Here is a 12827-nt window from a genome sequence, read left to right as displayed (position 1 = left end):
GGGATCGGGGCCGGCGTGCGCTCAGGCGCGGCGGTGGTGGCGGGCGAACTGCTTCTCCGGCTCCGCGAAATAGGTCCAGGGCCAGCTGGTGTAGGCGCCGTCGAGCGTCTGGAAGACCCGCCGGACCGTATGGCGCTCACCGGCCAGCGACAGGGCCATGGCGAACATGTTGAAGTCGTGCTGCCAGCCCGGGCGATACGCGTAGGCGGGGTGGAGGATGCTGTGGTCGGCCGCTTCCCGCAACTGCGCCTGGATCTCGGACGTGTGGAGGTAGTCCCCGCGCTCCGACTCGACCCACTCCTCGATGTAGGCCATGGCGATCACGCAGCCGAGGCGGTGCCCCTGCGGAGCGCGGGCGACCGCCTCCTGGGCGAACGCCAGGGCCTGGCCCGGCTTGCCGCCCCAGCGGGGCTGCAACTGCGACACCCACTCCAGGTGGGTCTCCAGGTCCAGCGGGTCGCGGCGCAGGGCGGCGTCGAGCCGGGTCTCGTTGATGGCGCGGCCCAGCGACATGCCTCGGCCGGAGGTGAGGAGACGGCGCCACGGAGTGACCCACTCCGGCCGCAGCTCGGCGGCCTCCAGCAGCTGCTCCTCGGCGATGTCGAGCCGCTCGTGGAAGACCCGCCACTGCTCCTGCGTGACGTTCACGGCACGCTCGGCGGTGCGCGCCTCCCAGCCCCAGATGATGTGGCGCGCCCCGGATATCAGCAGGGCCGTCGCCCGGTGCTCCTTGTCCTCCTCGACGGCCCGGCCGATCCAGTCCTGCACACCGTCCACATCGGCCAGCTCGCCGAGGACCTGGTGGTCGCGGCCGAGGTCGAAGGGAGCCAGTGCCGCCCTGACCGCCGTCCAGTCACCCGCCTCGGCCGCCTCCACCAGCGCGAGCACCCGCGTGTCACCGAGCGCGCGCAGCGTGTACATCCCGTTCTTCTGCCTGCGCGGGACGGGGAGGGCATGCGGATCCGCCGCCGGTCTCTCCGCACCCCTGCCGAACAACCTGCCGAACATGCCGTGCCCTCCCCTGATCCCACGTGATCGTCCGGTGCAGCATATGCGGCCTCACTGACACCGCTTCCACAGGGTTTTCACCGGGGTTTCACGGGGCTCGACCGGGGTCCGGCACGGTCCGGGTGACCCGCCACAGCCGTCGCGGCAGGTGGCTGTGGCGCCGTGCCCCAGATGTCGTCGCCGTGCCCGGTACCGTCCCGGTAGTAAGCGTCCCCGGTGTGCCGGACGGTGTGGAGGAAGGCACCACCCGGGCGCAGCACGCGGCGTACCTCTGCGACCAGTGCGCGGATCTCCCCGGTGGACAGCGCCATGCACAGCAGCATGTGAGCGGCGCAGTTGCTCCAGCCCGGCCGGACCGAGGTCGGTCAGTAAGCCGCGGCGGCGTGCACGGCGGCCTCGGACGGTTCCCCGCCGTACATCCCGGGGTACTCGCCGTAGGTCCGCTGCCAGTGCTCGCGCGGCGCTGGATGTTCGCAACGGCGCTGGATGTTCGAGCCCGGGTCTCGCGACAAGACCGGCGGCCGGCCGGTCGGCGTACCCCGTGCTCGGGCCCACGCCGACCGGCCGATCGTGTCAGCCGGCGAGATCGGCCCTGCCGAACAGGCCGGCGTAGCCGGAGGGAAGCTGGCTGAGGATCTGGTTCAGCTCGCCGCCGCTGACCGCCTCGGCCAGGGTGGTCAGGACGGCACTGGCGTCCCACTCGGCGGTGCGCGGCCGGGCGCCGATGCGCTCGGCGACCCTGCGGCAGAACTCCTCGATCCCGAAGTTCTCCACCCGCTGCGGCTTGGCAGCCGCGAGTGTCTGCCCGAGCGGTCCGGGCAGCTGGGAGGCGAGGTCATCGACCTCACCGGGGTTGATCCTCTGGGCCAGCACGCTCAACACGGCCTCGGTGACCTTCGCGGCCTCGTCCTGGCTGCCGTATTCGCCGAGCTCGCGTACGCGGGCCAAGTACTCGTGGTGCTGCATCGTTCGTCACCTCCGCTTGCTGGAGCGTCGACGGCATCTGTGCGATGCCCTCTTCCCCGGTATCCAGGTCTGCGACGGATGCGCCGGTCACCGCCGGCAACACGGCGCATCAGCTGCGCGCGATGGGGAAGGGCGGCGCACCACCTGCGGTGGAAGGGCGTACGCCCCGGTCACCCCCGTGCGGGCTCCTCGCCGGCGGAGCCGGCCCCGCGACCTCCACGTGGGCCGGGCGCAGCAGGTTCTCGCCCAGGCGGTAGCCGGGCCGCAGGACCGCCGAGCAGACCAGGCGGTCGCTGTCGGGGGCGGTGCGGTGCGCCACGGCGTCGTGGCAGGCGGGATCGAACGGATCACCCACCTCACCGAACGACGTGACGCCCAGGGAGCCGAGCTGCTCCTTCAGACGGTCGGCGATGTCCTCCAGGCCCGGCGTGAGCGGCTCGTGCGCACACGCCCGGTCCACGGCGTCCAGCACGGGCAGCAGCGCCCGGAGCACGTTGGCCACTGCGATCTCACGCACGGCCAGGCGATCCCGCCGGACGCGCTTGCGGTAGTTGTCGTACTCGGCCTTCACCCGCTGAAGGTCGGCGGTCCGCTCCTCCACCAGGCGCCGCAGCTCCGCCGGCTCGGGGTACTGCGGCCCGCTCCCGGTCATCGTCAGCCAGCCTCCGGCTTGTCGTCGTCGACGATCTTCGCGTCCACCACGTCGTCCTCGGACGAGCCGCCGGCCGCGCCCTCGCCCGCGGTCGCGGTCGCCCCGGCGGCACCCGCGGGCTGCTCGGCCCGCGACGACTCGTACAACGCCGTGCCGATCCGCTGCGGGGCCCGCGCCGTACGGTTGGTGATGACGGTGTGCTCGCCGCCTTCGAGGACCGAGACCACCGAGTCCGTCGTTCCGAGGTCGATACCGACCGCCCGTGCCATCTGGTTTCTCCCTCCTTGCCCGTCACTGTCTCCCCACGTGTTCTTCGGGGGCTTCGGGACGTCACCGGGACGACCGCTCCCACCGGACGGGACCGGCGCGCAGCGCGGGCTCGGGGCGGACGGCCCCGAGCAGGACGACGGAGCGCCGCGCGGGCCGTACGGGCGGAGCCGGGGCACGCCCGCGGTCGTACGCCCGCGCGCAGGACCGGTCGTAGGCCGCCCGCAGGACCGGGTCGCGCAAGGTCTCGTACGCCTCCCGCACCTCACCGAACCGTTCGGCGGTGGCCGCGTCGACACGGGTGTCGGGGCGCAGTTCACGCACCCGGGCGCGAAAGGCGGAGGTGATCAGCTCGGCCGCCGCCGAGGGCTCCACGCCCAGTTCGGCGTACAGGTCCGCTCCCCGTTCCCGCGCCTGCATCCCGGTCACCTCCTCGCCTCCGCGAGCTGACAGTACAGATAGTGTGATTTATGACATTGCCAGCAAAAGCGATGATCCTCCACTCTGAGTCCCGCAACGGACGTCAAGGAAAGCGGCTCGTCATGGGCGATCATGTGCACGTGCGACTCAGCCAGGGGCTGAGCGTGTCCGAAGAAGGCGAACTGATCGAGCACTCCCGCTGCCGCTGCGGGGCCACCTGGACCAAGGTGTTCGACGCCGACGGCGGACAGCCGGAACAGCCTTCCCGGTAGCGCGCACCCGCCCACCGGCCCCTCGCCCCCCAGGACCCCGGGCCGGTGCCCGAGGCCCTGGACGGCCCGGCTGGTCCGTCAGCCGCCGAGTTCCTTGCGGTCGCTGCCGCCGCTGACGGCGATCTTGCGGGGCTTGGCCTGCTCGGCCACCGGGATCCGCAGCTTCAGCACGCCCGCGTCGTACGAGGCTTCGACCTGCTCGACGTCGAGGGTGTCCCCGAGGAACAGCTGCCGGCTGAACGTCCCCGCGGGCCGCTCGGTGATCACCGTGTCGGTGTCGCCGCCGTACGCCGGCTTGCGTTCGGCCTTCACGGTCAGGACGTTGCGCTCGACATCGAGGTCGATTGACTCCGGGTTCACGCCGGGCAGATCCAGCTCCACGAAGAACGTGTCACCCTCGCGCCAGGCGTCCATCGGCATGCCGGCCGGGTGCGCTGCCGTGCCCCAGACCCGCTCGACAAGCCGGTCGAGCTCGCGGCTCTGCTCCTGATATATCACACCTCGGAGCGAACTTGAGTCAAGTGGCATCAACTTCATCCAGTCCATACTTGTCAATGACCTTGCGGGTCGGCTATATGGAGAAGCGGTTCCCGTTCGTCGAGTGAGGGGAGAAGCGGGAATGCTTGCGCGTACCGGCGCTCTGGGTGATCTCGATCGGCTCACGCATCAGCTCGCGCATGCCGCTGCGGCCGACGCCGTCATCCCGGCGGATGCCTGGCGCGACGATGAAGCCTTCTATGTGCAGTTCGATCTGCCGGGTATGGACCGCTCCAGCATCGACCTGACCGTGGAGAGGGGCACTCTCACCCTGACCGCCGAGCGCCGCTCCCCGGTCCCGGCCGGCGCCAAGGCCGTGCTGATCGAGCGCCCCACCGGCCGGTTCACCCGCCGGCTGACCCTGTCCGACGCCCTGGACTCCGAATCCGCCGAGGCGGCCTACGACAACGGCGTCCTCACCCTGCGCCTCCCGCTCGCCCCGCACGCGAAACCCCGCAAGATCGCGATCTCCGGCAGCACGCCCAGGCAGCTCACGGCCTGAGGCGTCCCTCCGTAGGTCCCATCGAAGGAGGTGGAAATCGTGAGCGCCGTGCTGTGGTTGCTCACCCCGCTGTCCGCGGGTATTGCCGCCAGTGCGTGGGCCTGGGGCACCGGACGCCGCAGCCCCGGCCCGCCCGACCTCGACACATGGGAGGACCTCGACCGCTATGAGCGGCTACGGACCGTCCTGGGCGCCGAGGAGCACTGCGAGGCGGCGTGAGAGGTGCCCGTACGCGAGCTGGCGGGTACTGCCCGCGCCCCGACGGCCGGGCGGACCAGGGGAGCAGGTCCGCCCGGCTTCGCTGACGGTGTTGGCGCCGGACATCGGGAACCTTCCAGTCGAGCCGCTGGAAAGGGCAGAAGCATCTGTTGCTGACGACCCCGTCCCATAACCTCGTGCCTGGACAGGTCAGATGCCGTGTGAACCGCATTCAGGAGGCGATGGTGTTCGGAAGGGGCATGCGGTTGCTCGCGGGTGCCATGGCCGTGGCCTGCTTGGTGCTCGTCGGGCCCAGCGCGCCGAGCGGTGCCGTCTCCGGCAGGGCACTGCCCGTCACCGCCGTCAGGGAGGCCGTACCGAACCGGGTCATGACCTGGAACATCTGCAATCCCTGCAATGTGAGCAACGTCGGCCGGGCGGCGGAGATCGCGGCGTATGCGCCCCAGGTCATCGGCTTCCAGGAAGCGTGCGTGCGCGACGTCGAGAGGATCAGGGAGTACCTGGAGCGACTTCACGGGCTCGTCTACCACGTCGAGTACGGGACGGTTCTGCAGAATTGGGGCCGTTGCGGGGGGCTGCCGTGGAGTCCGGGGGCCTTCGGCCAGGCGGTCCTCTCGGCGGCGCCGATGACCGACCGCGCCGGCGCGGAATACCCCGACGGCGGATCCGAGGACCGCGGGTACATGGCAGTCACCACCACGGTGGGCGGCCGGTCCGTCCGGGTCTTCAACACCCACCTCGCCCAACGGCGCCAAGAGGACGTCCGGGCGGACCAGGTGGGCGTACTCGCCGCAGAGGTCGCCCGGTACGACCGCGCGGTCGTTCTCGGTGACTTCAACGCGGTGCCGGATGCTCCCGAACTCGCCCCGATGTGGGAGCTGGCCGCGGATGCGGACCCCGGATGTCGTCCCTCGCCCGTCGGCGCCTGCGAGCCGACCACCGACTGGCAGAGCAAGTTCGACTACGTCTTCCTGCGGGGCATGACCCCGCTGGAGCACAGCGTGAAATCCACGTCGTACTCGGACCACCATCTGGTGCGGGCCGACCTGGACTTGACATAGAGCGTTCGGCCGACGGCCGGCCGTGACGTCCGTGACGCCGCCTCGCGCACCATCCGATCCGCACGTGCGGCGGTGAAGGCGGCGCGGCGCTTCGTCGCCGACCACATCGACTCGGTCTTCGGGCTGCCGGGCAGCGGCAAGCAGGTCGACGGCATCGACGGCCACTCCGAGGTGGAGACGGCCCTGGTGGAGCTCTACCGGGAGACCGGCGAACGCCGTTGCCTGGACCTCGCCGGCTACTTCGTCGACCGCTTCGGCCACGGTCTGCTGGGCGGCGAGGCGTACTGCCAGGACCGCGTCCCGCTGCGCGCGGCGACCGACGTCGAGGGGCACGCCGTACGGCAGTTGTACCTGCTGGCCGCCGCGGCCGATCTCGCCACCGAGACGTGCAATGGGCGGACAACGGCACCGCCGACCACCTTTGGAAGCTCACCTCACGCTGAGGCGGCACCAACGGCCCCGCGTCCGCGTCACGGCGGGCGCGGGGCAGCCGTCTCCTCCGGCCCGGAGGCTCAGCGGAGGCGGTCGTAGACCATGGCGACCTCGCCCAGCTCGCCCGTCTCGTGATGGGTGAGACTCCACTTCGAGCTCGGCAGGCCGTCGTCGAACAGCCGCTGCCCGCCCCCGGCGATCTCCGGGCAGACCAGGAGATACAGCCGGTCGAGCAGGTCTGCGGCGAGGAGCGCCTTGATGACGCTCGGGCAACTGTTGGCGAGGATGTCGCCCTCGCCGGTGGCCTTGAGGTCGGCGACGACGTCGGCGGTCGGGGCGTTCACCACGCGGGTGCGTTCCCACGGCGCTTCGGTCAAGGTCGTCGACAGGACCACCTTTTCCGTGTCGACCAGCCACTTCGCGTATCCGCGATCACGCGGGTCGGCGTTCTCGTCCTCGGCGACGGTCGGCCAGAACCCGAGGAACCCTTCGGCGTTGACCCGGCCGAGCAGCGCCGTCGTCGCACCTTCCCAGACGCGGGTGAGGTGGTTGCGCGCGACCTCGGTGGTCGCGTAGCGGACGATCGCGCCGGCGTCCCCGGGCCCGCCGGGGCCGTTGTAGCGCCCGTCGAGGGTGAGGCCGAGGTTCGCGGTCACCTTGCGGCCGGTCGAGTTGGTCATGGCTGTGTGTCCTGTCTCTTGGTGTGAACGGTGTCGTTCGCGTGCGCGTCGAGGGCCGCGGCGAGCTTGTCGAGGCTCTGGCCGAAGCCGATCTCGATGCCGGCGACGAAGTCCGCCGAGTCGACGGCGCTGTCGGTGATCCGCCAGTCGACGTCGAGGTCCGTGCCGGTGCCGGTGGGCCGCAGGACCGTCTCGACGTGTGCGGTGAAGGCGAGGCCACCGTCGGGAAGCAGCGGGGAGAGCCGGTAGGCAAGGCGCTCCCCGAGGCGTACGTCCTCGACGATTCCCTCCGCGCGTCCGGCGACGGCGTCGGAGTCATCGGCGTCCTCGGCATCGCGGTACTCGTGGACGATCCGCCCGCCCGGCCGTGCCTCGAAGACCAGCTCGGAGACGCGGAGGCCGTCCGGCGTCCACCAGTTGGCGAGGAGGGGAGCCTCGGTCAGGTGACGCCACACCAGGTCGGGGCGCGCCGTCAGCGACCGGAGGAACCTGAACGAGCGGCCGTCCGCCCACCCCGGCGCATCCGCGGCGAGCCGCTCCGCTTGGAGGTTGAGCCCGTAGCGCCCGTAGGTCGCGTACGGTCCATCGGCCTGGTCCGCGGCGTCGGCGAGCCGGCTGAGGGCAGCCGCCAGATCCCGCAGGGCGCTCGGACGCAGCGCGTAGACGCGGCGCTGGCCGGTGCGCTGGGAGGTGACGATCCCGGCGCGCTCAAGGGTCTGCAGGTGCTTGGTCGTCTGCGGCTGGCGAGCCTGTGCGAGCTGGGCGAGAACACCGACCGGGCGGGGCCGCTCGGCCAGCAGGCTCACAAGCCGCCAGCGGGCCGGATCGGCCAGTGCGCTGAGGAGTGGGTCCATGGAGAGAAGTATTCTCCTCGACGAATATTCGCGTCAAGGAATTAGCCAAATGTGACCCAGGTCACGAAGAAAGGGTGACAGGGTGTTGTCGCACGCAACTGCGACTGTCGACGGCATGACGCTCACAGATGAGGACTGCCTGCCCGAGACCCTGGCGTTCAACGAGCAGTTCGAGGCTGCCGCCGCGAGCCGTCCGGTTCGCGCGCAGGCGCCGAGCGCGGCCACGCTGGCGCTGCTGCGGCGCAACCGGCTCGGCGGTGACACGCCGCCGGTACGACTGCCGCACGGTCAGGACCGCGTCATGGACGGCGGAGTGAAGGTGCGGGTCTTCGTGCCGGACCGCGTCGACGGCGTGTACCTGCACTTCCACGGAGGTGGCTGGGTGTTCGGCTCCGCGGACGGACAGGACGAAAGACTCTGGCGGCTCGCCGAGCAGACACGGTTGGCGGTGGTGAGCGTGGACTACCGCCTCGCACCTGAACACCCGTTCCCCGCCGGGCCCGACGACTGCGAGGCGGCTGCCCGATGGCTGGTGGAACACGCCCCATCCGAATTCGGGACCGAACGGCTGCTGATCGGCGGTGAATCGGCCGGTGCCCACCTCGGCGTCCTGACCCTGCTGCGCCTTCGCGACCGGCACGGCATCACCGGCGCGTTCCGGGCAGCCCACCTGCTGTTCGGCCCCTATGACCTGTCGATGACACCGAGCCAGCGGAGTTTCGGCACCCGGCGGCTGCTGAGCAACACCGACACGATCCGGGGCAGCTACGAGCTGTTCACGCCGGGGATGGGGGAGGAACAGCGCCGCAGCCCGGAGGTGTCGCCCCTGTACGCTGAACTCGCCGGGCTGCCACCCGCCCGGATCGTCGTCGGCACCGAGGATCCGCTGCTGGACGACTCGCTGTTCCTGGCCGCACGGTGGCAGGCGGCGGGCGCGCCCGTGCGGCTCGATGTCGTCGCCGGCGCGATGCACGGCTTCACTCTGTTCCCTCTGACCGTCACCGAGCGCCACCTACGGCGGGAGCGGGATTTCCTGGCCTCCGCGTGCCGGTAGCGTCGGCGCCATGAACCGCACTGCCCGACTGTACGCGCTGGTGGAAGAGTTGCGTGCGGCGGCGCCGCGACCGCTGACGGTCGCCGCGCTGGCCACGCGGTTCGAGGTCGGCACCCGCACGGTGCAGCGCGACCTTCAGTCACTGATGCGCAGTGGTGTCCCCGTGCGCTCCCTGCCCGGGCGCGGCGGCGGCTGGTCGATAGACCGGCAGATGACCCTGCCCCCGATCCGCTTCACCGCCGATGAAGCCCTGGCACTGACCGCCGCGCTCGCCTCGGCCGACGCCTCCACCCCCTACGCCGGCGCGGCCCGCAGTGCGGCTCAGAAGATCATGGCTTCCATGGCCGGCCCCGCCTCGGCGGCGGCCCGGGAACTCGCCGCACGGATCGTCACCCTGCCGACCGACGGTGACTCGGCGATCCGTACGGCGGTGGAGCGGGCCGTCACCGACTCCATGGTGCTGCGGCTGTCCTACACCGACGCGGCAGGTCGCGTCAGCGACCGCGTCGTGGAACCGGCCGGTCTGCTCACCACGGAGGGCCGCTGGTACCTCATCGCCTGGTGCCGCACCCGCCGGGCCGGCCGGGGCTTCCGGCTGGACCGGATCGCGGTGGCGTGTCCCACCGGCGAACAGGCACGGCACCATGACCTGACCGCACTGCTGCTGGGATCGGCCGCCGCCGGTGCGGTGCAGCCCACCGCACTGGCCTCACTGTGGCGGGTGACCCGGTCTTGACGGTGGGGTGTTCGTCTGCGCGGGCGCGGCGGGGCGTTCTACGCTCACCCGCCTGGGCTGTCGGCGGAGAGGGGAAGACGCATGCGGCGGGGGACAGCGCGGTGGGGCGCCGGATCGAGCACCGCGCCGGACGGTGCGGCTCACGCCGCACCGTTACGGGACTGGCGCTACGCGGCGGAGATGGCGGCGTATCAGCGCAGCGTCGAGGCGATCCTGGCGGAACCGTCCGTCACCGACCGGCTGCTGAGCCGTCCGGAGGTGACCGCCGAGGCGGTGCGTGCGGCCATGCAGGCACCGGCTGCCGTCAACCGGGCCTTCTCGCTGAGCACGGAGACTCTCCTCGACACCCGCGAGAAGCTGGACCAGCGGACGAACACCCGCCGCAAGCTGGCCCGAGCAAGAGCCGAGGCCGGGCTGGAGCCCGCCTCACTGGCAGTCCTGCTGTGTCTGGGTGCTCTCATCGTCGCGGCCCCCGAGAGGCACACCTACTGGTCACGAACCCAGTCCGTCGTCGTCGAGGTGCTGGTCGCCGCGGCGCTGGGCGGATGGCTGTCGTTCCGTCCCCGCGCCCGGCGCCATCTGTGGTCTCTGTTCGTTCGCGTCGTGGGCCCAGTCGAGCTGTGGCTCGACAAGCAGGAGGCCGAAAGCGCTCTGAAGGCGCTGGAAGCGGAGTTCACCACGCACAGCGCCCGCCAAGTGCTGCTGGAGGTCATCACGGCACTGCTCGGTGACGACCCGCACTCCGTCCTGATGTACGACAGCTACCAGGGGTTACGAGCGCGCGCTGACGCTCAGTTCTTCGTACTGAGCAAGTGCGGAAGACAGTTGGCACGCAAGCTCTCACTGATCGACGGCGGGACCATCGCGCTCAGCGGTCCGAGGGGGTCCGGGAAGACCACTCTGCTGCGCGCCGCACCTGAGCTGCTGCGCACGGACACCCCCGCCGACCGAGGCGGAGCCGACCTGGTGGTCGCCGTAGATGTGCCCGCTGCCTATACCCCGTACGACTTCCTGTTGTCCTGCCTGGTGGGTGTCTGCCGGCAGTATCTGCGGCGCAGCGGCCAGGCGGTGCCCGACTTCACGCGGCTGTCGGGCATGGTGAGGCGGCGCCGTCAGGTGGCCGCTCTCGTCCGTCGTGGTGCCCGCTGGTCGCTGTTCGCCGTCCCGGCTGCCGCCCTGTTCGTCCTCGGTACCGCGGCGGCGGTCCGCGGCTGGTGGGACGGTCATCGCTCCCTCGTCCAGTCGTGGATCGCGGACGGGGTCCAGGAAGCGGTCCACGGCGTGAGCATGGTGTGGCAGGGGAAGTACACCCTCGTCTGTCTGGCGATCGTCTACGCGAGCGCGGTCGTGTGGACGCTGCGGGCGCCCGGCCGGCTCCGCCGGTTCCTGGGGGTGGGGCCGCGGGACCGGATCGGCTGGGTCATCGTGTGGATCGTCGGCTGGTGCCTGTTTCTCGTCCCGGTCGTCGACGTGCTCCTGGACTTCCTGGGCTTCCTGCTGGACTGGGACCCAAGCCTGCTGGATGAGCTGATTGCCACCAGCGAGGACGCCGCGCTGCCTGTGGCGCTGGCTCTCGTCGCGTTGGTCATGGTGTTCTTCGGTCTCCTCGCGTCCGAAAGACCGCGCAGCCTGACCCGTCAGGACCGGCTGCTGCTGGCCGTCATGGGCGCAGTCGCTGCCGCCGCCGGCGTCCTCAGTGCCTTCTCCATCAGCCGCCCCTACCTGTCGGAGCCCGAAAACCCGGCTCGCCTCGGCCTGTTGGTGCTCGGTACGAGTCTCGTCACCGCTTCCCGGTCCCGGCGGGGGCCTCGCCCGGCCCAGACGGAACTGGCCAGGCGGTGCGAGGACCAGCTCTACCGACTGCGCACGGCCCAGAGCACCTCCGCCTCGCTCAACCTCGCCCCGACAGCACTGTTCACCACCGCGCACAGCTCCTCGCTGTCCAGCGTGCCGCCGAACTTTCCGCAACTCGTGGCGGAGTTCCGGGAACTGCTCGGGGCGATCACCCAGGAGCTGCGCGCGACGGACGACGGCCATGTGTTCCTGTGCATCGACGAACTCGACCGCATGGGCACCGCGGACAAGGCCCGTGAGTTCCTCGGCGAGGTCAAGGCGGTCCTCGGCATACCCTGGGTCTTCTGTCTCGTCACCGTGGCCGAGGACGTCAGCGCGGCCTTCGTGCGGAGAGGTCTGCCGAACCGGGACGCCACCGACAGTTCCTTCGACGATGTCGTCCATGTGCGGCCCATGGCGCTGTCGGAGTCCGTGGCCATCCTGCAGCAGCGAGTCCGCCGGCTTCCGTACCCGTACGCCGTCCTCGCGCACGCCCTGTCCGGAGGCATCCCGCGCGACCTCATCCGCTACGCGCTCAGGCTGGTCGAACTGCGCGAGAGCACGCCGTACGTCGAACTGCGGGACATCTCGTACCAGATGCTGACCGAGGAACTCTCCGACACCCTCGCCGGATTCCGCACCCTGCTGGCGGGCCAGGCGTGGACGGCCGGCACGGCGCATGTCCTGACCGGTTACCGGATGCTCACCGAGCAGCTGGACGCCTCCTGCCCGCACCGCCGGGAAGCGCTCGTGCGGGCCTTGCAGGCGTTCGTCTGGCCGGCGGCGCCCGCCTCCGGTGAGCAGGGCTCCGCAGCCGACACCGAGGAGGCTCTGCCGGAGACCACCCGCCTGCTGATCGCGGAGGCCCGGGCCTACGCGGTGTACGGGCTCACCTTGCTTCAGGTCTTCACGCCCTCGGGTTTCGATCAGCGCAGTGCGGAGATCGACGCCCAGGAGCCGGACGGGGCAACCCAGCGCCTGGCCGACATGCGCCTTGAGCTGGCGGTTTCCCCGTACAGTGCGCGCGAGCTGATCCACCGGGTGCGGCGAGCCTGGGGCCTGCCGGACACCAGTGCTTCCTTCCCGCCTGCCGAGTCGGGCATCTGCACGCATCTGCCCTGTTCCCCAGCGCCCCGTACCGCCGCCGGAGACATCACCGGGGACTTTCCGGTCTGAGGACGAGCACGCTCCCACCTGCCCCGGCATTCCCTCACCGTCCGTGTTCACCGTGCGATTCGCTGATGTGGGCGAAGCGGCCCCCGGTGTTATTCAATGAGGTGTGCGGTCAGGGATCTCGGGGCCCGCCGCACGGGTCCGAGTACTGCCCCGGTACC

The 12827-nt window shown here is 70.9% G+C and carries 15 protein-coding genes and 2 pseudogenes; 8 read left to right on the top strand and 9 right to left on the bottom strand.

The features are described 5' to 3' along the window. Positions 1 to 21: 21 nt before the first annotated feature. The 6 genes and pseudogenes from QF034_RS01560 to QF034_RS01535 all read right to left on the bottom strand — a co-directional run bounded on the left by QF034_RS01560 (position 22) and on the right by QF034_RS01535 (position 3313). Positions 22 to 1008, bottom strand: a complete 987-nt coding sequence (locus QF034_RS01560) for a hypothetical protein (RefSeq protein WP_307173172.1) — start codon at positions 1006 to 1008, stop codon at positions 22 to 24. A 77-nt stretch (positions 1009 to 1085) separates the two neighbouring features. Further along, positions 1086 to 1319 (bottom strand): class I SAM-dependent methyltransferase, encoded by a 234-nt coding sequence (locus QF034_RS01555; protein ID WP_307173171.1) that lies wholly within the window; start codon positions 1317 to 1319, stop codon positions 1086 to 1088. Positions 1320 to 1581: 262 nt separating this feature from the next. Then, complete coding sequence (locus tag QF034_RS01550; RefSeq protein WP_307173170.1) at positions 1582 to 1974, bottom strand: DUF2267 domain-containing protein; 393 nt, start codon at positions 1972 to 1974, stop codon at positions 1582 to 1584. 109 nt (positions 1975 to 2083) lie between these two features. After that, positions 2084 to 2626, bottom strand: a complete 543-nt coding sequence (grpE, locus tag QF034_RS01545; RefSeq protein ID WP_307173169.1) for a nucleotide exchange factor GrpE — start codon at positions 2624 to 2626, stop codon at positions 2084 to 2086. A 182-nt stretch (positions 2627 to 2808) separates the two neighbouring features. Next, a pseudogene (locus QF034_RS41410) lies at positions 2809 to 2895 on the bottom strand (Hsp70 family protein); the annotation flags it as partial. 61 nt (positions 2896 to 2956) lie between these two features. After that, positions 2957 to 3313 carry a J domain-containing protein gene (locus tag QF034_RS01535; RefSeq protein ID WP_307179772.1) on the bottom strand — a complete coding sequence of 119 codons (357 nt, stop codon included), beginning with the start codon at positions 3311 to 3313 and terminating at the stop codon, positions 2957 to 2959. 122 nt (positions 3314 to 3435) lie between these two features. On the opposite strand from QF034_RS01535, the gene QF034_RS01530 reads away from it, so the two are divergent. Next, positions 3436 to 3585, top strand: a complete 150-nt coding sequence (locus tag QF034_RS01530; RefSeq protein ID WP_307173167.1) for a hypothetical protein — start codon at positions 3436 to 3438, stop codon at positions 3583 to 3585. Positions 3586 to 3663: 78 nt separating this feature from the next. On the opposite strand, the gene QF034_RS01525 is transcribed toward QF034_RS01530, so the two are convergent. After that, entirely contained in the window at positions 3664 to 4083 is a 420-nt protein-coding gene (locus QF034_RS01525; RefSeq protein WP_307173166.1) for an Hsp20/alpha crystallin family protein, read from the bottom strand. Between the two features lie 121 nt (positions 4084 to 4204). On the opposite strand from QF034_RS01525, the gene QF034_RS01520 reads away from it, so the two are divergent. The 4 genes and pseudogenes from QF034_RS01520 to QF034_RS01505 all read left to right on the top strand — a co-directional run. Beyond that, positions 4205 to 4624 (top strand): Hsp20/alpha crystallin family protein, encoded by a 420-nt coding sequence (locus QF034_RS01520; RefSeq protein ID WP_307173165.1) that lies wholly within the window; start codon positions 4205 to 4207, stop codon positions 4622 to 4624. Positions 4625 to 4663: 39 nt separating this feature from the next. Continuing rightward, positions 4664 to 4843 carry a hypothetical protein gene (locus QF034_RS01515; protein WP_307173164.1) on the top strand — a complete coding sequence of 60 codons (180 nt, stop codon included), beginning with the start codon at positions 4664 to 4666 and terminating at the stop codon, positions 4841 to 4843. 221 nt (positions 4844 to 5064) lie between these two features. After that, on the top strand, positions 5065 to 5904 hold the full coding sequence (locus QF034_RS01510; RefSeq protein ID WP_307173163.1) for an endonuclease/exonuclease/phosphatase family protein: 840 nt from the start codon (positions 5065 to 5067) through the stop codon (positions 5902 to 5904). Between the two features lie 87 nt (positions 5905 to 5991). Then, positions 5992 to 6300 (top strand): annotated as a pseudogene (locus QF034_RS01505) (beta-L-arabinofuranosidase domain-containing protein); the annotation flags it as partial. 116 nt (positions 6301 to 6416) lie between these two features. On the opposite strand, the gene QF034_RS01500 reads toward QF034_RS01505, so the two are convergent. After that, positions 6417 to 7016 carry a dihydrofolate reductase family protein gene (locus QF034_RS01500; protein WP_307173162.1) on the bottom strand — a complete coding sequence of 200 codons (600 nt, stop codon included), beginning with the start codon at positions 7014 to 7016 and terminating at the stop codon, positions 6417 to 6419. Continuing rightward, positions 7013 to 7870, bottom strand: coding sequence for a metalloregulator ArsR/SmtB family transcription factor (locus tag QF034_RS01495; protein WP_307173161.1), 858 nt, complete (start codon positions 7868 to 7870; stop codon positions 7013 to 7015). The genes QF034_RS01500 and QF034_RS01495 overlap by 4 nt, the downstream gene beginning before the upstream one ends. Before the next feature lie 115 nt (positions 7871 to 7985). Between QF034_RS01495 and QF034_RS01490 the strand changes: the two genes are divergently transcribed. The 3 genes from QF034_RS01490 (at position 7986) to QF034_RS01480 (ending at position 12669) form a co-directional block, all read left to right on the top strand. Beyond that, the gene (locus tag QF034_RS01490; protein WP_307173160.1) at positions 7986 to 8924 is read left to right on the top strand and encodes an alpha/beta hydrolase; all 939 of its coding nucleotides are present in this window, start codon (positions 7986 to 7988) and stop codon (positions 8922 to 8924) included. Positions 8925 to 8934: 10 nt separating this feature from the next. Next, positions 8935 to 9660, top strand: coding sequence for a helix-turn-helix transcriptional regulator (locus tag QF034_RS01485; RefSeq protein ID WP_307173159.1), 726 nt, complete (start codon positions 8935 to 8937; stop codon positions 9658 to 9660). Positions 9661 to 9741: 81 nt separating this feature from the next. Beyond that, positions 9742 to 12669 (top strand): ATP-binding protein, encoded by a 2928-nt coding sequence (locus tag QF034_RS01480; RefSeq protein WP_307173158.1) that lies wholly within the window; start codon positions 9742 to 9744, stop codon positions 12667 to 12669. Positions 12670 to 12827 lie beyond the last annotated feature (158 nt).

The organism is Streptomyces africanus (genome assembly GCF_030816955.1).
Taxonomy (GTDB): Bacteria; Actinomycetota; Actinomycetes; order Streptomycetales; family Streptomycetaceae; genus Streptomyces; species Streptomyces africanus.
The sequence above is the reverse complement of the archived record's forward strand: the minus strand, read 5'-3'. Positions and strand labels throughout refer to the sequence as shown.

Bases quoted from the DNA above. Each gene is read 5' to 3' on its own strand.
- QF034_RS01560 (WP_307173172.1), bottom strand. From the start codon at position 1,008: ATGTTCGGCAGGTTGTTCGGCAGGGGTGCGGAGAGACCGGCGGCGGAT.
- QF034_RS01555 (WP_307173171.1), bottom strand. From the start codon at position 1,319: ATGGCGCTGTCCACCGGGGAGATCCGCGCACTGGTCGCAGAGGTACGC.
- QF034_RS01550 (WP_307173170.1), bottom strand. From the start codon at position 1,974: ATGCAGCACCACGAGTACTTGGCCCGCGTACGCGAGCTCGGCGAATAC.
- grpE (WP_307173169.1), bottom strand. From the start codon at position 2,626: ATGACCGGGAGCGGGCCGCAGTACCCCGAGCCGGCGGAGCTGCGGCGC.
- QF034_RS01535 (WP_307179772.1), bottom strand. From the start codon at position 3,313: ATGCAGGCGCGGGAACGGGGAGCGGACCTGTACGCCGAACTGGGCGTG.
- QF034_RS01530 (WP_307173167.1), top strand. From the start codon at position 3,436: ATGGGCGATCATGTGCACGTGCGACTCAGCCAGGGGCTGAGCGTGTCC.
- QF034_RS01520 (WP_307173165.1), top strand. From the start codon at position 4,205: ATGCTTGCGCGTACCGGCGCTCTGGGTGATCTCGATCGGCTCACGCAT.
- QF034_RS01510 (WP_307173163.1), top strand. From the start codon at position 5,065: ATGGTGTTCGGAAGGGGCATGCGGTTGCTCGCGGGTGCCATGGCCGTG.
- QF034_RS01500 (WP_307173162.1), bottom strand. From the start codon at position 7,016: ATGACCAACTCGACCGGCCGCAAGGTGACCGCGAACCTCGGCCTCACC.
- QF034_RS01495 (WP_307173161.1), bottom strand. From the start codon at position 7,870: ATGGACCCACTCCTCAGCGCACTGGCCGATCCGGCCCGCTGGCGGCTT.
- QF034_RS01490 (WP_307173160.1), top strand. From the start codon at position 7,986: ATGACGCTCACAGATGAGGACTGCCTGCCCGAGACCCTGGCGTTCAAC.
- QF034_RS01485 (WP_307173159.1), top strand. From the start codon at position 8,935: ATGAACCGCACTGCCCGACTGTACGCGCTGGTGGAAGAGTTGCGTGCG.
- QF034_RS01480 (WP_307173158.1), top strand. From the start codon at position 9,742: ATGCGGCGGGGGACAGCGCGGTGGGGCGCCGGATCGAGCACCGCGCCG.